Source organism: Nanchangia anserum, assembly GCF_015240065.1.
Classification (GTDB): domain Bacteria; phylum Actinomycetota; class Actinomycetes; order Actinomycetales; family Actinomycetaceae; genus Nanchangia; species Nanchangia anserum.
Window position 1 is genome coordinate 1,773,871 of record NZ_CP060506.1, and the last position, 21,068, is coordinate 1,794,938.

22 protein-coding genes and 3 tRNA genes are annotated in these 21,068 nt (G+C 68.6%); 10 read left to right on the forward strand and 15 right to left on the reverse strand.

Annotation, left to right across the window (positions count from 1 at the left end; translation table 11 throughout):
* Positions 1-35 precede the first annotated feature (35 nt).
* The 6 genes from H8R18_RS08300 to purD all read right to left on the reverse strand — a co-directional run bounded on the left by H8R18_RS08300 (position 36) and on the right by purD (position 5,301).
* The gene (locus H8R18_RS08300) at positions 36-1,043 is read right to left on the reverse strand and encodes a polysaccharide biosynthesis protein (RefSeq protein WP_191071559.1); all 1,008 of its coding nucleotides are present in this window, start codon (positions 1,041-1,043) and stop codon (positions 36-38) included.
* A gap of 6 nt (positions 1,044-1,049) precedes the next feature.
* Positions 1,050-1,748, reverse strand: a complete 699-nt coding sequence (gene purQ / locus H8R18_RS08305) for a phosphoribosylformylglycinamidine synthase subunit PurQ (RefSeq protein WP_191071560.1) — start codon at positions 1,746-1,748, stop codon at positions 1,050-1,052.
* Positions 1,745-2,002 carry a phosphoribosylformylglycinamidine synthase subunit PurS gene (locus H8R18_RS08310; RefSeq protein ID WP_191071561.1) on the reverse strand — a complete coding sequence of 86 codons (258 nt, stop codon included), beginning with the start codon at positions 2,000-2,002 and terminating at the stop codon, positions 1,745-1,747. Before H8R18_RS08310 ends, purQ begins: the two co-directional genes overlap by 4 nt.
* A gap of 137 nt (positions 2,003-2,139) precedes the next feature.
* Positions 2,140-3,048: a phosphoribosylaminoimidazolesuccinocarboxamide synthase gene (locus H8R18_RS08315; RefSeq protein ID WP_191071562.1), complete on the reverse strand. Its 909-nt coding sequence runs from the start codon at positions 3,046-3,048 to the stop codon at positions 2,140-2,142.
* A gap of 81 nt (positions 3,049-3,129) precedes the next feature.
* Positions 3,130-3,993 carry a hypothetical protein gene (locus tag H8R18_RS08320; protein ID WP_191071563.1) on the reverse strand — a complete coding sequence of 288 codons (864 nt, stop codon included), beginning with the start codon at positions 3,991-3,993 and terminating at the stop codon, positions 3,130-3,132.
* Between the two features lie 45 nt (positions 3,994-4,038).
* Complete coding sequence (gene purD, locus H8R18_RS08325) at positions 4,039-5,301, reverse strand: phosphoribosylamine--glycine ligase (RefSeq protein WP_191071564.1); 1,263 nt, start codon at positions 5,299-5,301, stop codon at positions 4,039-4,041.
* 136 nt (positions 5,302-5,437) lie between these two features.
* Between purD and H8R18_RS08330 the strand changes: the two genes are divergently transcribed.
* The 6 genes from H8R18_RS08330 to H8R18_RS08355 are packed head-to-tail and all read left to right on the forward strand — an operon-like array spanning position 5,438 to position 10,748.
* Positions 5,438-6,469, forward strand: coding sequence for an AAA family ATPase (locus H8R18_RS08330; RefSeq protein ID WP_338089193.1), 1,032 nt, complete (start codon positions 5,438-5,440; stop codon positions 6,467-6,469).
* Positions 6,469-7,341: a DUF58 domain-containing protein gene (locus H8R18_RS08335; RefSeq protein WP_191071566.1), complete on the forward strand. Its 873-nt coding sequence runs from the start codon at positions 6,469-6,471 to the stop codon at positions 7,339-7,341. Before H8R18_RS08330 ends, H8R18_RS08335 begins: the two co-directional genes overlap by 1 nt.
* Positions 7,338-7,922 carry a hypothetical protein gene (locus H8R18_RS08340; RefSeq protein WP_191071567.1) on the forward strand — a complete coding sequence of 195 codons (585 nt, stop codon included), beginning with the start codon at positions 7,338-7,340 and terminating at the stop codon, positions 7,920-7,922. The genes H8R18_RS08335 and H8R18_RS08340 overlap by 4 nt, the downstream gene beginning before the upstream one ends.
* Positions 7,919-8,938, forward strand: a complete 1,020-nt coding sequence (locus H8R18_RS08345) for a vWA domain-containing protein (RefSeq protein WP_191071568.1) — start codon at positions 7,919-7,921, stop codon at positions 8,936-8,938. The genes H8R18_RS08340 and H8R18_RS08345 overlap by 4 nt, the downstream gene beginning before the upstream one ends.
* A complete protein-coding gene (locus tag H8R18_RS08350) occupies positions 8,935-9,936 on the forward strand; it encodes a vWA domain-containing protein (protein ID WP_191071569.1) in 1,002 nt (333 codons plus the stop codon). The genes H8R18_RS08345 and H8R18_RS08350 overlap by 4 nt, the downstream gene beginning before the upstream one ends.
* Entirely contained in the window at positions 9,933-10,748 is an 816-nt protein-coding gene (locus H8R18_RS08355; RefSeq protein WP_191071570.1) for a hypothetical protein, read from the forward strand. The genes H8R18_RS08350 and H8R18_RS08355 overlap by 4 nt, the downstream gene beginning before the upstream one ends.
* Before the next feature lie 57 nt (positions 10,749-10,805).
* On the opposite strand, the gene H8R18_RS08360 is transcribed toward H8R18_RS08355, so the two are convergent.
* From H8R18_RS08360 to H8R18_RS08400, 9 genes are all read right to left on the reverse strand, one after another.
* Positions 10,806-11,006: a DUF3073 domain-containing protein gene (locus H8R18_RS08360; RefSeq protein ID WP_191071571.1), complete on the reverse strand. Its 201-nt coding sequence runs from the start codon at positions 11,004-11,006 to the stop codon at positions 10,806-10,808.
* A gap of 159 nt (positions 11,007-11,165) precedes the next feature.
* Complete coding sequence (locus tag H8R18_RS08365; RefSeq protein WP_191071572.1) at positions 11,166-11,483, reverse strand: DUF3618 domain-containing protein; 318 nt, start codon at positions 11,481-11,483, stop codon at positions 11,166-11,168.
* Positions 11,480-12,616 (reverse strand): phage holin family protein, encoded by a 1,137-nt coding sequence (locus tag H8R18_RS08370; protein WP_191071573.1) that lies wholly within the window; start codon positions 12,614-12,616, stop codon positions 11,480-11,482. Before H8R18_RS08370 ends, H8R18_RS08365 begins: the two co-directional genes overlap by 4 nt.
* 85 nt (positions 12,617-12,701) lie before the next feature.
* Positions 12,702-13,607: an ABC transporter permease gene (locus H8R18_RS08375; RefSeq protein ID WP_194189254.1), complete on the reverse strand. Its 906-nt coding sequence runs from the start codon at positions 13,605-13,607 to the stop codon at positions 12,702-12,704.
* Positions 13,568-15,226 carry an FtsX-like permease family protein gene (locus H8R18_RS08380; RefSeq protein WP_194189255.1) on the reverse strand — a complete coding sequence of 553 codons (1,659 nt, stop codon included), beginning with the start codon at positions 15,224-15,226 and terminating at the stop codon, positions 13,568-13,570. The genes H8R18_RS08375 and H8R18_RS08380 overlap by 40 nt, the downstream gene beginning before the upstream one ends.
* Positions 15,223-16,029: an ABC transporter ATP-binding protein gene (locus H8R18_RS08385; RefSeq protein ID WP_191071575.1), complete on the reverse strand. Its 807-nt coding sequence runs from the start codon at positions 16,027-16,029 to the stop codon at positions 15,223-15,225. The genes H8R18_RS08380 and H8R18_RS08385 overlap by 4 nt, the downstream gene beginning before the upstream one ends.
* Before the next feature lie 67 nt (positions 16,030-16,096).
* Positions 16,097-16,169, reverse strand: a tRNA-Phe gene (locus H8R18_RS08390).
* Positions 16,170-16,190: 21 nt separating this feature from the next.
* A tRNA-Asp gene (locus tag H8R18_RS08395) sits at positions 16,191-16,267 on the reverse strand.
* Between the two features lie 28 nt (positions 16,268-16,295).
* Positions 16,296-16,371, reverse strand: a tRNA-Glu gene (locus H8R18_RS08400).
* A gap of 385 nt (positions 16,372-16,756) precedes the next feature.
* Between H8R18_RS08400 and pflB the strand changes: the two genes are divergently transcribed.
* From pflB to H8R18_RS08420, 4 genes are all read left to right on the forward strand, one after another.
* Positions 16,757-18,859 (forward strand): formate C-acetyltransferase, encoded by a 2,103-nt coding sequence (gene pflB, locus H8R18_RS08405; RefSeq protein ID WP_191071576.1) that lies wholly within the window; start codon positions 16,757-16,759, stop codon positions 18,857-18,859.
* A 58-nt stretch (positions 18,860-18,917) separates the two neighbouring features.
* Positions 18,918-19,169: an autonomous glycyl radical cofactor GrcA2 gene (grcA2, locus tag H8R18_RS08410; RefSeq protein WP_191071577.1), complete on the forward strand. Its 252-nt coding sequence runs from the start codon at positions 18,918-18,920 to the stop codon at positions 19,167-19,169.
* Positions 19,170-19,230: 61 nt separating this feature from the next.
* Positions 19,231-20,130, forward strand: a complete 900-nt coding sequence (gene pflA, locus H8R18_RS08415) for a pyruvate formate-lyase-activating protein (RefSeq protein ID WP_191071578.1) — start codon at positions 19,231-19,233, stop codon at positions 20,128-20,130.
* Positions 20,131-20,181: 51 nt separating this feature from the next.
* Positions 20,182-21,006 (forward strand): TetR/AcrR family transcriptional regulator, encoded by an 825-nt coding sequence (locus tag H8R18_RS08420; protein ID WP_191071579.1) that lies wholly within the window; start codon positions 20,182-20,184, stop codon positions 21,004-21,006.
* Positions 21,007-21,068 lie beyond the last annotated feature (62 nt).

Consider the following 21,068-nt stretch of genomic DNA (forward strand, 5'->3'; position numbering starts at 1 on the left):
GTGGCGCGGCACGCCGCTATTGAGTCCGCTTCCGGCTAGATGAGGCCGGCGACGTCGCGGTAGCCCGTGCCGATGTGCTCGAACGCCAGCGGGGCCGGTGTCACGGCCCGCATGGCCGGGTGCGCGGTCGGGTGGGGATCCTCGCGCTCGCTAAAGAGCGTCTCGGTGAGCTTCTCGCCCGGGCGCACCCCGGTGTACGTCACCGCGACGTCGGCTCCCGCGCGCTCGATCAGCCGGCGGGCCACGTCGGCGATCCGAACGGGTGCTCCCATGTCGAGGACGAGGGCCTGGCCGCCCTCGCCGATTGCCAGGGCCTCGAGGACGAGTCGGCACGCCTGCTCGCACGTCATGACGTAGCGGGTGGCGTCGGGATGCGTGACCCGCACGGGCAGACCGTGCTCAATTTGGTGGGCGAACGTGTGGAGGACGCAGCCGCGCGAGGGCCACACGTTGCCAAATCGCACGGACACGTAGCGCCCCTGCCCGAGCGTGGCCGCGTGGGCGGTGAGCCGCTCGGCGACGCGTTTCGTCACTCCCAACACCGTCGCGGGATCCGCCGCCTTGTCGGTGGAGACGTTGACGAACGCGTCGACGCCGATGCGCAGCGCGTGCTCGAGGACGTTGCGCGTGCCCACCACGTTCGTCTTCCAGCCCTCGTCCGGGTAGCGCTGGAGCAGGGGCACGTGCTTGAGGGCGGCGGCATGGACGATGACGTCGGGAGCGACGTCGTCGACGATGGCCCCCAGGGCCGCGTGGTCGCGGATGTCCGCGAGCGCGCACATGTCGGAGACCAGCCGGCCGTCGCCGGTGACGGTCAGTTCGGTCGCGTGGAGGGCGGATTCGTCGCGGTCGAGGATCGTCAGGCGCGCGGGGACGCGAGCCGCGATCTGGCGGGTGAGCTCGCGTCCGATGCTGCCCCCGCCCCCGGTGACGAGGACGCGGGCGCCGCGAAGAACCTCATCGGCGGCCACCGGCACCTCGACACAGTGGACGCGCCCGAGCAGCGCGTCGATATCACGCGCGCTCAGGCGGGCAATGTCCACGGACTATCAGCCGGCGATGGTGCGCAGGACGGCGGTGAACATGTCGAGTCCGTCGAGGCCCGTGCGGATGCCGCCCGGCGTATCGGGGCCGAATCCCGGCTCGATCGCGTGCTCGGGGTGGGGCATGAGGCCGACGACGTTGCCGCGCTCGTTCGTCACCCCGGCGATGTTGTTGGCCGAGCCGTTGGGGTTCTCGCCGGCATAGCGGAAGACGACGCGGCCCTCGCCCTCGAGACGGGCGAGGTCTTCGGAGCGGGCCTGATAGGACCCCTCGCCGTGCTTGAGCGGGATGATGATCTGTTGGCCGGCCTCGAAGCCCGCCGTCCACGGAGTCTCGGCGTTCTCGACAATGAGCGGCTTATCTTCGCATCGGAACGTCTGTCCGGTGTTGCGCACGAGGGCACCGGGCAGCAGGTGGGCCTCGCACAGCACCTGGAAGCCGTTGCAGATGCCCAGCACGGGCATGCCGGCGCCGGCCGCGTCGATGATCGAGTCCATTACGGGCGAAAAGCGGGCGATCGCGCCGCAGCGCAGATAGTCGCCGTAAGAGAAGCCACCCGGCAACACGATGGCGTCGACGCCGTGGAGGTCGGGGTCCTTGTGCCACAGGGCGACGGCCTCACCGCCGGCGGCGGTCACGGCCCGTCGCGCATCCTGGTCGTCGAGGGTGCCCGGGAAGGTCACCACGCCGATGCGCGCGCTCATTGGGCGTCCTCGTCGGCGCGAACGGCCACGACGTCTTCGATGATGGGATTCGACAGCAGGGTCGACGCGGCCTCGCGGGCGGCCTCGAGATGCTGCTCGGTGACGGGCCCGTCGACGCTGAGTTCAAAACGCTTTCCCTGACGCACCGCGGTGAACGCGTCGATGCCCAGGCGGGGCAGTGCGGGAAGGATGGCTTTTCCTTGGGGGTCGAGGATTTCTGGCTTGGGCATGATGTCGACGACGATGCGTCCCATTGGAGTCCCCTTCACGGTGGATCTGAGGAAGATCGGCTACCCGGTCGGTACCGTCAACCATCCTACATTGCCGCCACTTCGGCCCACTGCCGCCTCACGCGAAGCGGCCGACCCCGACGGAGCCGGCCGCGTGACGCTCAGAGATTGATCGTTTGGCCCGTGAGCATCTCGTAGGCCTCGACGTAGCGATTCGACGTGCGCTCGACGATCTCGTCGGGCAGCGGGGGCGGGGTCGTTCCCGATGCCGGATCCCACCCCGATTCGTCCGACTTCAGCCAGTCGCGCACGAGCTGCTTGTCGAAGGACGGCGTTGGCGAGCCCGGGTGCCACTGGTCGACGGGCCAGAACCGCGAGGAATCGGGCGTGAGGGCCTCGTCGCCGAGCACGACGGCGGGGCCGCCCACCGACACGAGCGAACCAAATTCCAGCTTGGTATCGGCCAGGATGATGCCGGCGTCGCGGGCGATCTGGGCGGCGCGCTCGTAGATGCGCAGCGACGTCTCGCGCAGCTCGGCGGTGCGCTCGGGGCCAACCATCTTGTCTACGTCGGCCAAGGTGACATTGATGTCGTGCTTGCCCATGTTCATCTTCGCCGCCGGCGTGAAGATCGGCTGCTCCAGCTCGCTGGCCTCGACCAGCCCCTCGGGCAGGGAGATGCCGCAGACCTCGCCGGTCTCGTCGTAGTCGGCCTTGCCGGAACCGGTGAGGTAGCCGCGCACGACGCACTCGAGGGGATACATGTCGAGGCGACGGCAGATCATCGCCCGGCCCGCGACCTGGTCGGGGACCTCGGTCGAGACGACGTGGTTGGGAACGATGTCTTTGAGCTGATCGAACCACCACAGGCTCATCTGCGTCAGCACGACACCCTTGCCGGGGATGGTCGTCGGCAGGATCTGGTCGAACGCGCTGATGCGGTCGGTGGCGACGATGAGGACGGTCTCGGCCTCGTGCGGGCTCACACCCGCGGGGATATACAGTTCACGGACCTTGCCGCCACTGAGGTGGCGCCAGCCGCGCAGTGCCGGTGCTTGCGAAGTTGCCATGGCCACATTGTTACACACGTCACCACGCCGAGCGCGGGGAGTTCACGGGAATGACGCGGACCCCGAACGACCCAGGGGCGGTCAGCCGCGCCAGCCGTCGCGGCGCAGGCGTTCGGAGAGGATGAGTCGCCACAGCTCGCGCGAGGCCGGGGCCAAGTCGAGCAGGCCGACGGGCGTGGCCAACCCGAGGGGGGCGGCCGGTCGATCCGCCTCCCAGATCTCGGTCACCGCCAAGTCGGTGGCGCGCAGCCCGGCGGGCAGGTGCCACAGCCACTCGTCGACGTGGGCCGGATCCTCGAGCGCGGAGACGACGGCCCACACCCGCTGGGCGCGCGCCGCCTGCGCAAGATTCTCGGACGAGCGCGCGTGCGTCGTCGACGGGGAATCGATGACAACGAGAACGAGGCTGGCGTCGGGGTAGGTCGCGGCGATCTCGTCGAGCTGCTCGGCCGAGCGCGCCCGCAACCCCTGCCCCGGGGTCAGCGTCTTTGCCCCGCCGAGGACGACATGGGCCGGACCGGGCGTGCGCCGCGCCAGGCGGGTCGCCGTCTGGATGGCCTCGGTGACGGTGTCGATGCGGCCGAGGACGACGCTAAACGTGCCCGGGTGAGCGACCAACGCCTCGGACGGGGTGATGAACTCGACGAGGTCGTCCATGCTGCCCGGGCGCAGCCCGGCGATGCTCGCGGGAACACCGAGCAACTGGAGGTCGGCCCCAGCCAACAGCGGGCGCAGTGAGCGCGCCGCCGCCGATGCCGCCGCATCGCCGCCCGTGTGGGCCGATGCCGTGCGTCGCGTTCCGCGCACCCGATACAGGAGGTTATTGAGGTCCTCGGTGACACGGTCCATGTCGCCGAGCGCGCGCGAGGTCATGTCGGCGCGCGTCCTCGCCAACAGCGACTCGAGCGCCTTATCAGACGACAGCTGCGGATCGGTCGGGTTCACGTCGGGCACGTCCTTCCTGCGGGGTCTAGGCCAGTGTAGCCGCGCTTACGCCTCGGCCTGAACCCGGGCGATATCGCCGCGATAGTGCGACCCCGGCACATCGATGGCGGCGACGGCGCGGTAGGCGCGTTCGCGTGCCTGCTCGAGCGTGTCACCGGTGGCGACGATGTTGAGGACGCGCCCGCCCGTCGCGATGATCTCGCCGTCGCGCTCGGCCGTGCCGGCGTGGATGACGTAGACACCCTCGACCTGTGCGGCCTCGTCGAGCCCGCCGATGACCTCGCCCGGTCGGGTGAGGGGGCCGGGGTACCCCTCGTTCGTGATGACGACGGTGACGGCGGCACCCGGGGTGTTGTCGCCGCGTGCCGGGGCGTCGGCCAGGGTGCCGGTGGCCGCGCGCCACAGCAGCTCGCCGACGCGCTCGCCCTCGAGCGGCAGGACGACCTGGGTCTCGGGGTCACCGAAGCGAACGTTGAATTCGACGACGCGCACGCCCCGGCTTGTCAGCGCCAGGCCGCAGTAGAGCAGTCCGGTGAAGGGAGTGCCACGGCGAGCCATCTCGGCGACGACGGGTTCGGCGACCTCGGCAACGACGCGATCGACCAGGTCGGCGTCGATCCACGACAGCGGCGCATACGCACCCATGCCGCCGGTGTTGGGGCCACGCTGGCCGTCGAAGACCCGCTTGAAGTCCTGCGCCGGGCTCAACGGGACGACGGTGTGGCCGTCGCACAGACAAAACAGCGACACCTCGGGGCCGTCGAGGAACTCCTCGACGACGACCTGCCCGTCACCGGCCACGCAGGCGCGGCCGTGGGCGAGCGCCCCGTCGCGATCCTCGGTAACGACGACGCCCTTGCCGGCGGCCAACCCGTCGTCCTTGACGACATAGGGGGCGCCGAAGCGATCGAGTGCGGCGGCGACCTCGTCCTCGCTGCGACACACGAGGCAGGCGGCGGTCGCGACGCCTGCGGACTCCATGACGTCCTTGGCGAACGCCTTCGACGCCTCGAGGCGGGCGGCCGCGCGCGAGGGACCGAAACAGGCGATTCCGGCGGCACGCACCGTGTCGGCGACACCGGCGACGAGCGGGGCCTCGGGGCCGATCACGCACAGGTCGATGTCGTGCTCGCCACACCACGCGGCGACGGCGTCTGCGTCGAGAGGATCGAGATCAATCAGCGTCGCGACGTCGCGCATCCCCGGGTTTCCGGGAGCGGCGAATAGGTCAGACCGGGCAGTGGTGACAGACAGGGCTCGAACAAGGGCACCTTCGCGGCCCCCGGAACCAAGAATGAGGGTCTTCACGCCCTCCAGCGTACCAATCGGGCGCGCGAGCGGGCGGGGCTGTGTCCACACGCAGGCACCCGGCGTCGCGGCGCCCGGGAGCGGCCGCATTGCCTTATACACTGAGGCCATTCGTCACACACGTCCAGGAGCTGCCATGACGCACGCGTCCCGCCCGCATCCCGAGGATCCCTCCGGCACGAGCCCGGCTACGCTCGATGCAACCGAGCTGGCCCGCGCGGGCGACATCATCGACCAGATCACCTCGCACGTGCGGCTGCGCATCATCGGCCAGGACGACCTGACCCAGGCCCTCCTCATCACGCTCATGGCCCGCGGCCACATCCTCATCGAATCGGTGCCGGGGCTCGCGAAGACGACCGCCGCGAAGACCTTCGCGTCCGTCAACGCGTCCTTTGCCCGCATCCAGTGCACGCCCGACCTCATGCCGTCCGACATCGTCGGCACCCAGATTTTCTCGATGTCGTCCGGGCATATGACGACGCAGCTGGGGCCGGTCCACGCGAACTTCGTCCTCCTCGACGAGATCAACCGTTCCTCGGCAAAGACCCAGTCGGCCATGCTTCAGGCCATGGAGGAGCGCCAGGTGAGCATCGGCGGCACGGACTACCCGTTGCCGGCGCCGTTCATGGTCATGGCGACCCAAAACCCCATCGAGGAAGAGGGCACCTACGTCCTGCCCGAGGCCCAGATGGACCGATTCTTGCTCAAGACGGTGCTGCCCTACCCGACGCCTAGCGACGAGATCGCCGTGGTCGCCGCCCACGCGGCCGGATCTTTCGACGCGGACCTGCCCGAGGGCACCGTCACCACCGAGGACATCGCGACCCTTCAGGGCTACTGCGCACGCGTCTACGTTCACCCGAGCATCCAGACCTACATCGTCGACCTCATCAACACCACGCGCGGCGGCGGCCCCTCCCCCATTCCCGGCCTCATGGCCAACCTGCGGATGGGCGCGTCTCCGCGCGGGTCCCTCGCGCTCATGCGCGCGGCCCAGGCTCACGCCCTGCTCGCCCAGCGCAGCTACGTCATTCCCGACGACGTCACAGCGACCCGCCACGCCGTGCTGCGCCACCGCATCGTGCGCACCTACGACGCGATCGCCCAGGGGATCTCGCCGGAGTCCATCATCGACTCCGTCTTCCAGGTGGTGCCGGTCCCCTAATGCCGTCCTCGTCGCTGCTGGCCGCCGTCCGCGCTCGCCTGTCCCTGCCACACGTGCGCAGGGCGGTGCGGGCGCTCGAGGGTGCCCATCACAGCCTCGCGGCCGATCGCGGCTTCGACTTCGACCAGATCGCCCCCTACCAACCCGGCCAGGACGTGTCGCGGATCGACTGGGCGGCCACCGCGCGCTCGGGGGAACCCATGTCGCGGCGGTTCCTCACCTCGACGAACGCTCCGCTCCTCGTCATCGCCGACACGGGGCGCGAGATGAGCGCGCTGGCTCCGTCCGGGGAAACCAAGTCGGCGATTGCCGCTGAGGCGGCCGCGATCCTCGCGTTTCTCGCCGCGATGCGTTCCGACCCGTTCGGGATCGTCTTCGGCACCCGAACGCAGGGGCGCTACCTGCCCCCGCGCTCGGGCAACGCCCACGCCGAGGTGGTCCTGCGCACGCTGCGCGCAGCCTACGGACCCGACCAGGCCCCGTCGCACCTGGGGGCCGTCATCGCCCACGCGAACCGGATGCTGCGTCGGCCCGGGCTCGTCGTCATCCTCACCGACATCGTCCAAGCCGGCGAGGCGATCGAGGAGCTGCGCCGGCTGCGGGCACGCCACCGCGTCTACGTCCTCACGATCGCCGATCGAGACCCGGCCGACCTCGCGGGGAGCGACGTCTACGACGCGCAGCTGGGACCGCTTGACGACACCCTGCTTGCCCACCGCGAGGTCACCGCGCAGGCGCGCGCCTGGGCCGCCGGGGTGCGCAGGCGCGCCGAGGAAGGACTGGATTCCCTCGCCGTGCCGCACCGCGACGTCGCCTCGTCCGAGGGGCTCATCGACGCGTTTTACGGGCTCTTTCGCGGGAGGTCACGATGATCGCCGCCGCCGGTGACCTCATTCCGACGACCCCGTTCGGCGCGTGGGTCCTGTGGCTCGGCATGGTTCTCGTCTTCGGTTCTGCCGCCGTCGCCGGGTGGATGCGCATCGTCATGCGCATTCCGCCCGCGCCACGCCAGCTGCTGCGCCAGCGCAGCCTGCACGAGATCTCGATCGAGGAGCGCCGCCTACTGCTCTCCCAGGTCGACGAGGTGCGCGCCGAGGCCGTGTCCGGACAGCAGTCGCTCTCCCAGACCCACCTCAGCCTCGCCGCGATTCTGCGCGCCCTGGGCACCCGGGCGACGACGCAAAACCTCGAGGTCGCCACGCTGGGCGAGATCCGCCGGGCGCTCGGGGACATCTGGCCGGATTTTTGCGACACGCTTGCCCGCTGCCAGGAACCGAGCTTCGCTGCCCTTTCCCGCGCCGATCTGGAGGAGAACCTGACGCGCGTGCGCACCCTCATCTACAACGCGACACAGGCGGCCGACGTTCCCGATGCCCCACGCTGGCGCGACCGGTTTGGGCGTGCCCCTCAGCGGGAGGCTCCCCACGCCCAGCATCCGCAGGAGCGGCCATGAGCGCTGTTCTTGCCCTCCTTGCCCTCGCGATCTTCGTCGCCGCCGCCGTCATCGGGTGGCACCGCGGCGGTGTCCACGCGGGCGAGCCGACGCGGGTTGCCCACTCGGGATACGTCGCGGCCCTGCCGATCGTCCAGCGCATCCGCGCGCGCCGGAAGCGCCGGGTCATCTTTGCTGGGATGGGGATGGCGATCATCGCTGCTATCCTCGTCGCCCTCGCGACCGTTCCCTCTCACCACGAGGCCCAGCGCCCCAAGGTGACGACGCGCGACGTCATCTTCTGCCTCGATGTGTCGGGGTCGATGCTTCCCCTCGACCGCGACATCATCGAGTCGATGTCCCGTCTGACCCGGCAGTTTAACGGCGAACGCGTCGGCCTCGTGCTGTGGAATTCGCGCCCGCTGACCGTTTTCCCGCCTACGGATGACTACGCCCTCGTTCACCGCCAACTCGCGCACCTGTCGGACCTTCTCGACACCGTTCACGTCGAGGATCACGAGGTCTATGGCTCGGGCGAGCTCATCGACTACCTGGAGACCACGACGAGCGACGACGAGTACTCCTCCTCGCTCGTCGGCGACGGGCTGGCGACGTGCGCGCAGGCGTTCCCGCCCTCGCGCGATGAGCGCTCGCGCTCGCTCGTCTTCGCCACCGACAACCTCCAAATTGGCAACGGTATCTACACCCTGCCCCAGGCGATCGACCAGGTGCGCGACGCCTCGATCACCCTGTTCACCGTATATTCCAGCCTCGACGACAACTTGGGGGCGAACCTCAAGGTATCCCAGGCGCGCGATCAGCTGGAGTCGGAAACGCGACGCGCGGGTGGGCGGTTCTTCGCCGCCGACGATCCCGACGTCACGGATGAGATCCTCGCCCAGATCGAGGCGAGTCTCGCCGGCGAGGTCGACGATCCGCCCCCGCCGATCGTCCACGACGACGACCGGGGGCTGACCCAGTGGCTCGCGCTGCTTTTCGTGCCGACCCTGGCATGGGGATGGGCGGTGCGCCGATGAGCCTCGACTGGAATATCCCGGCCCCCGTGTGCATCGCCTTTGTCGCCTGGGCCGTGGTCATACTCGTCGCCCAGGCCGTCCGCGACGGCCGCCGCGCCCGCTGGGTGTGGGGACGACGCGCGGCGATGGCCGTGCTCATCCTCATCATGGGGATCACCCCGTCGCTGCCCCAAGCCACGAGCGCATTCGTCTCTTCTCTCAACGTCGTCATCGTCGTCGACAAGACGACATCGATGAGCGCCGCAGATATGCCCGGCGGCACCTCGCGCCTCGATGCTATGCGAGCCGACATGCGCGAGATCGCGTCGACGCTGTCGGGGGCGCGCTTCGAGATCATCACCGTGGCCGGGCGCGCGCAGCGGGAACTGCCGTGGACGACGGACGCCGGCGCCGTCGTCGCCTACGCCGACGCGCTCACGCCCGAGATCGCCTACTACGCCACGGGCACCGACGTGTCCATCGCCGCCTCGATGGCCAACTCCGACGCGCGCTCGGCCACCGAAGACGCCGGACGAGCCGCCCTCATCATCCTCAGCGATGGCGAGGGCACCGCGTCCTCGCTCGCCACCTCGCACTATGACGACGCCGTCTTTAGCCAGGGAATCGTGGCGACGTACGGAACCCGGCAGGGGGGAACCATGCGGCCCTACCTCGGGGGCGGAAAGTTCGGCGATGAGATCCGCGATCCCGAGACCGGAGCGGCCGCAGTCTCGCACGCGGATCCCGAGGCGATGGCGAAGCTCGCCTCCCAACTGGGGATTCCGGCAGTGAACCGAGGAGCCGGGGAGGAGCTGACGGGCGCGCTGCACCGCCTCGTGAGCGATGACGGTGACACTGTCACGGTCGAGACGACCGTCCCGCGCCATGTCATCTGGCCCCTGACGTGGATCCTCGTCGGTCTCGTCGCCTGGGAGATCTTCGCCCAAGCCCGGTTCACCCGCATCCGCCGCGACCGGATCCGCCAGCTGCACACCCCGACGACGGGAGGCGAGCGATGACACGCCCTCGACTACCCCGCCGCCAGCCGGACGTGCGCGAACACGTGCGCCAGCTCCCTCGGCCCCTGCGCATCGCGATGCGCATCGTCACCGCGTTGGTGGCACTCGTGTGCATCGCCGGCATCGCGCTGTGCGGCCTGTGGGGCTGGTCGCTCACCTCATCCCACGCCGCGAATGAGCGACTGTTTGGGCGCGCCCTGGCGGGTTTCGGCGACCAGTACGCGTTGACGCGGACGTGGCCGGAGCCGTGGCGGTCCCCCTACAACATCGGCACGGCGCGGCTCATGGCGGGGCGCACCGACGAGGGCGTCGACCGGCTAACGGAGGCGTTCCGGCTCGTTCCTACCGCCGATCGACACACGATCGATGGGACGGACTACATCGTCAACGTCAATTCCCCCGAGTGCCTCGTTCGCATCAACCTGTCGATCGGCATCGAACGCCAGGGCGACGCGCTGGCCGCCGCCGGCGACACTGGCGGCGCGACGGCGAGCTACGCGCAAGCCGCACGCATGTCGCAGCCGTGCGCCGGCCCCAGCGGCGCAAACACGGACAGGGGACAGCAGGCGCACGACGCCCACGACCGCCAGTCGTCCAAGAGCGAGCAGGGCTCACCGTTGGATTCGTCGACGGACCATCCGACGCAGCCGACCTCACCCGAGACCTCGCCGTCGCCGCAGAACACGGACACCGGCGCCGAAGAACAGCGCCGCAATAAACTGCGCGAGCGCAACCGCGACGCACACGAACGCGAGGAGCAATCTCCGGAAGAGTCCGAGACTCCGCAGCTGCCCGATGGACGGTACTGGTAATACGTGAGCGCCCGGCCTGTGGCCGGGCGCTCATCGATACGTGGGGACGGCGATCGTCTAGCGTCCGCCGTCGTACCAGTCGTCATCGCCGGTGGCCGAGGGAACGTCCTCGTACCGCCAAGCATCGTCATCGCCGCTCTCGCGCTTGCGCTGCGCCTGTAGCTCGCGCTGCAACGCGTCGTAGTCGGTCTCGGGGCTGAAATACTTCAGCTTGCGAGCAACCTTCGTCTGCTTAGCCTTCTGACGGCCGCGCCCCATGGGGTCGACCCCCTCCACGTGTCACGGGCGGCACGCGAAGGTGCGCCCTCATCTGTTTAGAAATTTTTCGATGCCCCAACCGTACCGCGAACAGTGGCAATTTGCCTACGCCAGGACGAGGCATGCCCGAACCCAGAACTTTTCGGGCAGTGGAGGCGACTATTTGATAAGGCGACGAACGAGCGCGAAGCCCACGAGACCGGCCCCTGCCGCGGCACCGGCGAGGATCGCACGGGCCCGATTGTCGCCGTGCTTGGCGTCCTCGAGCGTGCGCTGCGCCTGGACCTGGAGATCGCGGGCCTTCACCTTCGCCTGATCGCCGAGTTCGCGAGCACCGGCCTGGGCCTGCTGCTTCGAGCGCTTCACAGCACGGCGCGGGTCGACCTGGTCGACCAGCTGGTTGAGAGTGTCCGTGATCTCTTCGCGCGTGTGGCGCAGCTGCTCCTCGATCTGGGCTTGCGACATCTGCTCGCTCACTGAGAGATTCCCTTCTTCACGGCGTTGATATCTTTCTTGATGTCCTCTTGCGGCTTCGGCGTCGCGCGCAGCCCCTTCTTCACCATGCTCACCCCGATGAGGGCAAGGATGATGACGATGACGAGCAGGATGCCGGCGACGACGAGGGCCGCGGCCCAGTGCGGCATGACGTGAGCCAGCCCGAGCACGGCCGCGTGCAGGGCGACGCCGAACATGTACAGGGCGAGGACGAGGGCAACGACGAGCAGCGCCACCCCCGTGCCGATCTTGGCGACGAGTCCCTGCACTTTGGCCTTGAGCAGGGCCACCTCGCCCTTGGCGAGGGTCTGGACCTGGTCGGACAGCTGCGAGAACAGCACCCCCACGCCCGCGCGCTTCGGATCCGCGCTGCGCGCCGCCTCGGTGGGAGCTGCGTCGCGGCGAGGCCGCTGCGCGCGCGCGTCCTTCTTGGGCTCGCGCGGCTCGGGTCGCGGCGCGGCGGCTTCGGGACGCTGCGGGGGACGGTAGTCCGGCGCGGGTGCCGCGGGTGCCGGCGCGGGCGCGGGCGTCGACGCTGCCGGGGTGGCCTTGGGACCGGGCTGGGCCGGTGCCGCGGGTGCCGGTGCCGGCTCGTCATCAACGAGCGGGCGATAGCTGGGCACGCGCGGGCTGTCGACCTTGCGCCGAATCTTTGGCAACACCGACGCGCGCTTCACCTTCGCGCCGGTCGCGGGTGTCGCGGGAGCACGTTCGGGAGCAACCGGCGTGGCGGCGGTGGCCGGAGCCGGCTGAGGCTGCGGCGCGGTAACCGCGGGGGTCGCGGCGGCCGGAGTCGCCGGAGCAGCTGGCGTCGGGGAACCCGCGGGGCGAGAGGCGGGCGCCGTCGGGCGCGTGATACGTCGACCTTCGGCGGCGGGGCGCTGGCGCGGGGTCGGCGCGGTCGGCGAGTTCTCACCCCCGCGGCTCACCCCCGCGGCAGGGGCCTCATTCACGCGCGGAACCGCGTGGAATCCCGGGGTCGACGGAATGGTCGCGTGCGATCCCGTGTCCGTCTCCTTGCCGGGGGCAGGATGGAAACCGGGGGTCGGCGGCACCTGCGGGACCGAGCGGTGCGTACCCTCGTGAGCGCGGTCGCGTTTGCTGTGGTCAGCCACTGATTATTCTCCTCACCACCAGGACATTTTCGTCATAGTTTTTCGCATTTTGCGTTCTCATGCCAGTGTAATAACGAAACGACCGCTAGTGGCGAGCGATCGCGTCCAATAACCGGTATCGCACGGCTTTGAGCGCGGGGGCAATCGCCGCGAGCGCCCCGACGACGATGGCGGCAATCGCCAGGGTGACGAGCGTGCCCCACGGCAAGACCATGTCGGTCAGCCCCTGGCTCTTCAGGTAGTCGCACAGGCCGAAGGCGACAAAGGTGCCCAGGCAGAGGCCGAGGAACGCCCCAAACACGGAGATGAGGATCGATTCCATGACGACCATCGTGGCGACCGAGGAGCGCGACATGCCCACGGCGCGCAGCAGCCCGATCTCGCGCACGCGCTCGGATATCGACAGCGACAACGTGTTGACGATGCCGAGCACGGCGATGACGATCGAGAGTCCCAGCAGGGCATAGAGGATCCCCAAGACGGTGTTGACCTGGTCGGCCAGCTGTCCCTTGAATTCGTCGCGGTCGAGGACCTGGTAGGTGTGCAGCGGCTCGAGCTTGTCGGCGATCGCCCGCTTGACCGTGGCGACCTTGGCCTCGTCGGTGACGGTGAGCATGAGGGGCGACACGGGGGCATCGGGCAGGCCGAGCTCCGTCATCGTGTCGGTGCTAATGACGAAAGGTTCGACGAGGATTCTCGAGTCGATGATGGCGCCGACGCGCAGGTCGCGTTGTCCCGCGGCTCCGGCGAGGCGCACGCGCTGCCCGGGGTGGATGGCATTGGCCTCGGCGTAGGTGCGCGAGACGAGGACGGTGCCTGCGCGGTCGTTGAGGAACGGCGTAAGCGAGCCGTCGGTGACGTTGAGGTCGAGGAACGACGCGTAGTTGCTCGGTAGCACGGCGACCATCGTGCGTTCGGGGGTGGCCTCGTTGCGGCTCGCCTCGGCGAAGGTCACCCGGAAGCCGCGGCCCACCTCGTCGACCCCGTCCATGGTGGCAATGGCATCGACGAGATCGTCCGGGATGCCTGGGAGGTGATCGAGGACACGAAGAGGTCGGCGCGCAGCTGGGAGTCGACGACGTCTTGGGTGGATTCGCGCACGGTCGCCGCCACGACGGATCCGGCGGTGACGAGCATGACGCCGATCATGAGCGCCGCCGATGTCGCGGCCGAGCGCCGGGGATTGGCCAGGGCGTTGCGCAGAGACAGCCGGCCCAGGGGTCGGGCGAGGCGCAGGGGAATGGCGAGGAGCCACATGACGGGGCCGGCCAGCACGGGGGCGATCATCAAGGCGCCGACGACGAGGGCGGCCACACCGCAACCCAGCATGGCCCCGCTGGGCGTGTCCGAGGCGACGACCGCGACGATGGCACCGATCCCGGCCAACGTGATGGCCCCGCCCAGCAGCGCGCGCAACCGCAGGGGCTTTTCGTGCGCCTCCTGGGCACGCATGGCCTCGACCGGCGGAGTCAGCGCGGCCTCACGCGCCGGCAACACCGCACCGAGGAAGGTGACGACGATACCGACGACGATGGACGTGACGACGACTGTCATCGGCATGGCGACGGAGCCGAGCACGACGCCGAATTGGCTGTCGAGCAGACGGGTGAGTCCGGCGATGAGGAGCGCCCCCAGACCGACGCCGACGACGGAGCCGACCAGCCCGATGATGAGTCCCTGAAGGGCGACGACGGCAAAGACCTGCCGGGTGGAGGCGCCCAGGGCGCGCAGCGTCGCGAATTGGCGCTGCTCGGCGCGCACACTCATGCGGAACGTGTTGGCGATGATGAAGATGCCGACGAAGAAGGCGATGGCGACGAAGACGAGCAGGAACGTGTTGATGAAGCCGAGCGCCTGATTGACCTGCTTGTTGGCCTCGTCACTCACCTGCTCGCGCGTTTGAACGGTGACGTCTGCCCCCAGTGCCGCTCGGATGTCGCGGGTGACCTGGGCGTCCGTGTGGCCGGCGGCCGGCAGCACGCCGACCTGGACGGCCGTGGCCGGATTCCCCATGAGTTCCTTGGCGAAGGCGGGATCGGTGATGCCGACAGCGATGAGCGACACCGGGGTCTCGTAGTCGTAGAGTCCGGTCACGCTCATGGGAACGAGGTCGGTGCCCGAGACCCGATAGAGGGTGTCGCCGACCCTGACGCCCAGCCGCTCGGCGGCCGAGGCCTCGAGGCCGATCTCGCCGTTACCGTGCGGGGCGTGACCGCGAACGATCTTGGGCCACGGCGTGGCCCCCTCGCGGGTGCCGATGATGACGAGCGACGACCCGGCGACCCCGAGTGGTTGCTTGTCGGGGCCGAGGATCGGCAGATTCGTCGAGTAGATGGGATCCGCGCTGGCGACCCCCTCGACGCGACTGACCTCGCCAACCTGCTCCTCGCTCAGCGGCGCATACGACGTTGCGGCCGAGCCGTCGGAAGGGCCGTGAACGTAGACGGGGTAGGTGTAGAACGACCCGAGCGTCGCCTCGAAGGAGCTGGCGAGGACGCCGCGCAGCGCCAGCGTGCCCGAAAGGAACGCGACGCCGAGCATGACGGCCAACAGCGTCAACAGGAAGCGGCCCCAGTTGGCGCGTAGGCCGCGCCAGACGACGCGCCTCATGCGCGCTCCTCCCCCGCGTGAGGATCCAGAGCCGCCAACGCATCCAGGACGTCACCCTGACTCGGGTCGTCGAGCTGGGCGACGACGCGACCGTCGGTGAGGAACAGCACGGTGTCGGCATAGGCCGCGGCCTGGGCTTCGTGGGTGACCATGACGACGGTCTGCCCGAAGTCGTCGACGGCGCGACGCAGGTAGCTCAGCACCTGTTCGGTCGAGCGCGAATCGAGGTTTCCGGTGGGTTCGTCGGCGAAGAGCACCGTCGGGTTCTGCATGAGCGCGCGGGCGCAGGCGACCCGCTGCTGCTGCCCGCCCGAGAGCTCGGCGGGGCGGTGGCTCAGCCGGTCGCGCAGATTCAGCGCATCGACGACGGCGGCGAAGCGATCCTCGTCGACCTTCGCGTGGGCGATGTCCTGGGGAAGGCGAATGTTCTCGGCCGCGCTCAGCGTCGGAATGAGGTTGAACGACTGGAAGATAAAGCCCACCCGGTTGCGCCGCAGCTTCGTCAGCGCCCGCTGGCTCATCCCAGCGATCTCGACGTCGTCGAGGCGCACCGACCCCGACGTGATCGACTCGAAGCCGGCCAGGCAGTGCATGAACGTCGACTTGCCCGATCCGGACGGCCCCATGATCGCCGTGAAGCGACCGCGCTCGATGTCGACGTTGATCTCATCGAGGGCGCGCACCGCCATGTCGCCGCTGCCGTAGATCTTCGTCAGCCGCCTCACGGCCATGACGGGATCAGGCAGGGGATGGGGTGCGTGGAGTTCGGGGGCGGTACGTTGCGACGTCGACCGTGGTGCCATGCCCCAACCCTACCCGTGCCGAATGAGGGTAAAAAGAAAACCCCCGCACGCCGTGCGAGGGTGGTCGTGGCTCCGACCGGCGTCGATCCGGTGACCTTCCGATTTTCAGTCGGACGCTCTACCAACTGAGCTACAGAGCCTGCGTCGGCCTTCCGACCAACTGGCGACCCTGACGGGACTTGAACCCGCGACCTCCGCCGTGACAGGGCGGCGCGCTAACCAACTGCGCCACAGGGCCTATGCAATTTGTCATCCACCGGGGTGGATGGTACCCCCAACGGGATTCGAACCCGTGCCGCCGCCGTGAAAGGGCGGTGTCCTAGGCCGCTAGACGATGGGGGCCCGTCATTCGGTCCACGTTCGTCCCGTTGACAAGCAGAAACTATTCCACACCGCGACCACGGACGCAAAATCCTGACGGCGTGACGGTGCCCACACTCGCTGACGTGCGCCGGCGGCCCTCCGAGATAGCCCTCGCGAGGCCCCTCCACGTGCCGTCTCGGCGCCTTAGCGAGGCATGGGCCTTTGGGCCCATATGTCGGGGATTACAGGCGCCTCTTTCCGCGCGGTGACGCCGGTTGTGGTCGCCGCCACTGTGCGCGCCGTCGAGAAGAAACCGGGGTCGACATAAATTAGAGGCGACTCAAAGAGTGGCGCAACGGTGGCACCACCGCCGAGCGCCCCGGGCTCACCCGCCCGATGGTCCGACGACAAGGAGAACACGACAGTGTCGACCGAGACGACTCCGGCCCCCGAGGCCGAGGCCACCACTTCGGCGTGGGAGGGCTTCACCCCGGGCACCTGGACCGACCACATCGATGTGCGCGACTTCATCCAGCGCAACTACACCCCCTACGAGGGCGACGATTCGTTCCTCTCCGGCCCCACGGACAAGACTCTGCGCCTGTGGGAGACCCTGGATAAGAACTACCTCGCGGTCGAGCGCGAAAAGCGCGTGTACGACGTGGACACGAAGATTCCGGCCGACGTCGACGCCTTCCCGGCCGGCTATATCTGCGACGAGGACGACGTCATCGTCGGCCTCCAGACCGACGTGCCCCTCAAGCGCGCCATGATGCCCAACGGCGGGTGGCGCATGGTCGAGACCGCCATCAAGGAGGCGGGCAAAGAGGCCGATCCGGACATCCGGACGATCTTCACGAAGTACCGCAAGACCCACAACGACGCGGTCTTCGATATCTACACCCCCCGCATCCGCGCGGCCCGCTCCTCCCACATCATCACCGGCCTGCCAGACGCCTACGGGCGCGGGCGCATCATCGGTGACTACCGCCGCGTCGCGCTCTACGGCGTGGACAAGCTCATCGAGGAGAAGCAGAAGGACAAGGACGCGGTTGCCGACAAGCCGTTCTCCGAGCACTGGTGCCGCTACCGCGAGGAACACTCCGAGCAGATCAAGGCGCTGAAGAAGCTCAAGGCGATGGCGGCCGGCTACGGCTTCGACATCTCGGGTCCGGCCACCACGGCGAAGGAAGCCGTCCAGTGGACGTACTTCGGCTACCTGGCCTCGGTGAAGTCCCAGGACGGCGCCGCCATGTCGATCGGGCGCCTGTCGGGATTCTTCGACTGCTACTTCGAGCGCGATTTCGCCCGCGGCATCCTCACCGAGGAAGAGGCGCAGGAGATCATTGACGCTCTCGTCATCAAGCTGCGCATCGTCCGCTTCCTGCGCACGATCGCCTACGACCAGATCTTCTCGGGTGACCCCTACTGGGCCACGTGGTCGGACGCCGGCTTCGGCGAGGACGGGCGCACGCTCGTCACCAAGACGTCGTTCCGCCTGCTCCAGACCCTCATGAACCTCGGCCCGGCGCCGGAACCGAACATCACGATCTTCTGGTCGCCGCGTCTGCCCGAGGGCTACAAGAAGTTCTGCGCGCGCGTCTCGATCGAGACCTCGTCGGTCCAGTACGAGGCCGACGAGCAGATTCGCGAGCGCTGGGGCGACGACGCGGCCATCGCCTGCTGCGTCTCGCCGATGCGCGTGGGCAAGCAGATGCAGTTCTTCGGTGCCCGCGTGAACGCGGCGAAGGCCCTGCTGTACGCGATCAACGGCGGGCGCGACGAGGTCTCGGGCAAGCAGATCGTCCCCGGTCACGAGCCGGTCGAGGGCGACGGTCCCCTCGACTTCGACGACGTGTGGAACCGGTATGAGCAGATGCTCGACTGGGTCGTCGCGACCTACGTTGAGGCGTTGAACATCATCCACTACTGCCACGACCGCTACGCGTACGAGGCCATGGAGATGGCGCTGCACGACTCCGAAATCGTACGCACGATGGGCTGCGGCATCGCGGGCCTGTCGATCGTCGCCGACTCGCTGTCGGCCATCAAGTACGCGAAGGTGACGCCGGTGCGCGACGAGACCGGCCTCGTCGTCGACTACGTGACCGAGGGCGAGTTCCCGGTCTACGGCAACGACGACGACCGCGCCGACGACATCGCCGCGACGATCGTGCACACGATCATGTCGAAGATCAAGGCGATCCCCATGTACCGCGACGCGATTCCTACGCAGTCGGTGCTGACGATCACCTCGAACGTCGTCTACGGCAAGGCCACGGGCGCGTTCCCGTCGGGTCACGAGGCGGGCACGCCGTTCGCCCCGGGCGCCAACCCCGAGAACGGGATGGACACCCACGGGATGCTCGCGTCGATGCTCAGCGTCGGCAAGCTCGACTACAACGACGCCCTCGACGGCATCTCGCTGACGAACACGATCGTGCCCTCGTCGCTGGGTCGCACCGAGGACGAGCAGATCACGAACCTGGTTGGCATCATGGATGCCGGCTTCATCAAGAAGGGGTAACTCCCCCTCTTGTCACGCCCCAGCGGGCATCCGCCCGCACAACCCACAAGGAGTAATCATGGCGATCAAAACCTTCGATGAGCGTCTGGCGTCGATGAAGGCCTCGCGCGCTGAAGCCGGCGGCGTGAAGGGCCTGTACCACGCGAACATCAACGTCCTCAACCGTGAGACGCTGGAAGACGCGATGGAGAACCCCGAGAAGTACCCGCAGCTGACCGTGCGCGTGTCGGGCTACGCGGTGAACTTCGTTCGCCTCACCCGCGAGCAGCAGCTCGACGTCATCTCGCGTACCTTCCACGAGGGCCGCTAAGACAACGTGACGATGCGCCGGGAGCTCATGCGCTCCCGGCGCATCGTTTTAGGGAGGAAACGTGGCTGAGTCTTTGCCAACCCCGAGGATCAGTGCCGACGGGACGACGGGCGAATATCGCCCCGAACCGTTGGAGGAGGCCGTTCCCCGGCTGCGCGGAACCGGCCTGGCCGGGATTCCCGACGCGCCCCTCATGAGCCACCACGACCACGTCGTCAGCGTGCGCCTGGGCGAGCTGGGGTCGGTGCACTCGTGGGAACTCGTCACCGCCGTCGACGGCCCCGGCACCCGGTTGACGATGTTCTTCGCCGGCTGCCAGCTGCGCTGCCTGTACTGTCACAATCCCGACACGTGGAAGACGCGCGACGGCCACCCGATCCTCCTGTCCGACGCCATCGACCGCATCATGCGGTACAAGACCATTTACGACGCGACCGGGGGCGGCGTGACGTTCTCGGGCGGCGAACCCATGTTGCAGTCGATGTTCCTGCGTAACCTCCTGCGCGAGGTCCACGCCCGCGGCGTCCACACGACCGTCGACTCGTGCGGCTTCCTGGGTGCGTCGATTCCCGACGACGAGCTGAGCAACATCGACCTCGTACTGCTGGACATCAAGTCGGGGATCCCCGAGACGTATCAGCGCGTGACGGGCAAGGAGCTGGCCCCGACAATCGCGTTCGGCGACCGGCTGCACGCGGCCGGGGTCAAGAAGTGGATTCGCTTCGTCCTCGTTCCCGGCCTCACCGACGACCCGGCAAACATTGAGGCCGCCGCGGATATTGCCGCGCGCTGGAGCGGCACGGTCGAGCGGGTCGAGGTGCTGCCGTTCCACAAGATGGGTGAGGACAAGTGGGAGCGGCTCGGGATCGCCTACGAGCTCTCCGAGACCATGCCCCCGTCGAAGGAGGAGGCCGAGGCCGCGCGCGACATTTTCCGCGCCCGCGGCTTCGAGGTCTATTAATTCATTCCCGCCAGCCCGGGCCGACGGCAACGATGGCCTAAAATGGGCCGGGTGAGGAGGAAAGAGGCTCGAGCCAATTCTCGGCTGGATACCCAGGATCGGTTGATCGCCGCGTGCCGCGACGTCATCGTCACCGAGGGTGCCGAGAACTGCTCGGTCGAGAAGATCTGTCACCGCGCGGGCTTCACCCGCGGCGCGTTCTACTCGAACTTCTCGACGAAGGAGGAACTCTTCGCCGCCCTGGCCGAGGAGGAATACACCCGCCTGGCCGACACCTTTACCCAGCTGTGCGAGCGGTGGCGCACCCGCGGGGAGCGGGTCAAGCCCAAGGCCCCCGAGTCCGAACAGATCGAGGCGATTCGCCGTTTCCTTTTCGAGGCCATCGACTCGATCGGTTTTGGCACGTCGCTTTACCTCATCCACACCGAGCTGATGACGCGGGCCGTGCGCGACCCCGCGTGGGGCGTCGACCTGAGCGGGGTCAACAAGGCGTTCATCGACAAGATGTCCGAAGTCGTCGTCTCGGTGTTGCACGCGGCCGGACGCGAGCTGACGACGCCGGTGCGCCCGATCGTCCACTCGGCCATCGCCATCATTCTTCGCGGCGCGGCGATCCACGAGTGGCGCGACGCGGCCAGGCGCCACCATGAGCGCGAGCTCGCCGAGCTGCACGCGCGCGCGGCCGCGCTGGGGATCACCGACCTCAGCTACGCCCTGACCGAGCCCGAGGACCTCGAGGGCGAGGCCCCGCCCGATCCCGACGAGACGGGGGTGGCCGGGTCGTTCTCGCGCGACATCATCGAGACCCTCGTGTTGCTGCTGTTTGCGGCGTCGGCACCGCGGCGGCGCCGGCTTCGTCACGACGTGACCGAGTAGGCCCGCCCCATACCATCGCCCCCGCGTGGGCGTGCGCGGCACCGCGCGACCTCGATCGATGC

Coding starts and splice junctions, on each gene's coding strand:
- purQ (WP_191071560.1), bottom strand. CDS start 1,748: ATGAGCGCGCGCATCGGCGTGGTGACCTTCCCGGGCACCCTCGACGAC.
- H8R18_RS08310 (WP_191071561.1), bottom strand. CDS start 2,002: ATGGGACGCATCGTCGTCGACATCATGCCCAAGCCAGAAATCCTCGAC.
- H8R18_RS08315 (WP_191071562.1), bottom strand. CDS start 3,048: ATGGCAACTTCGCAAGCACCGGCACTGCGCGGCTGGCGCCACCTCAGT.
- H8R18_RS08330 (WP_338089193.1), top strand. CDS start 5,438: ATGACGCACGCGTCCCGCCCGCATCCCGAGGATCCCTCCGGCACGAGC.
- H8R18_RS08335 (WP_191071566.1), top strand. CDS start 6,469: ATGCCGTCCTCGTCGCTGCTGGCCGCCGTCCGCGCTCGCCTGTCCCTG.
- H8R18_RS08340 (WP_191071567.1), top strand. CDS start 7,338: ATGATCGCCGCCGCCGGTGACCTCATTCCGACGACCCCGTTCGGCGCG.
- H8R18_RS08345 (WP_191071568.1), top strand. CDS start 7,919: ATGAGCGCTGTTCTTGCCCTCCTTGCCCTCGCGATCTTCGTCGCCGCC.
- H8R18_RS08350 (WP_191071569.1), top strand. CDS start 8,935: ATGAGCCTCGACTGGAATATCCCGGCCCCCGTGTGCATCGCCTTTGTC.
- H8R18_RS08355 (WP_191071570.1), top strand. CDS start 9,933: ATGACACGCCCTCGACTACCCCGCCGCCAGCCGGACGTGCGCGAACAC.
- H8R18_RS08360 (WP_191071571.1), bottom strand. CDS start 11,006: ATGGGGCGCGGCCGTCAGAAGGCTAAGCAGACGAAGGTTGCTCGCAAG.
- H8R18_RS08375 (WP_194189254.1), bottom strand. CDS start 13,607: ATGGACGGGGTCGACGAGGTGGGCCGCGGCTTCCGGGTGACCTTCGCC.
- H8R18_RS08380 (WP_194189255.1), bottom strand. CDS start 15,226: ATGAGGCGCGTCGTCTGGCGCGGCCTACGCGCCAACTGGGGCCGCTTC.
- H8R18_RS08385 (WP_191071575.1), bottom strand. CDS start 16,029: ATGGCACCACGGTCGACGTCGCAACGTACCGCCCCCGAACTCCACGCA.
- grcA2 (WP_191071577.1), top strand. CDS start 18,918: ATGGCGATCAAAACCTTCGATGAGCGTCTGGCGTCGATGAAGGCCTCG.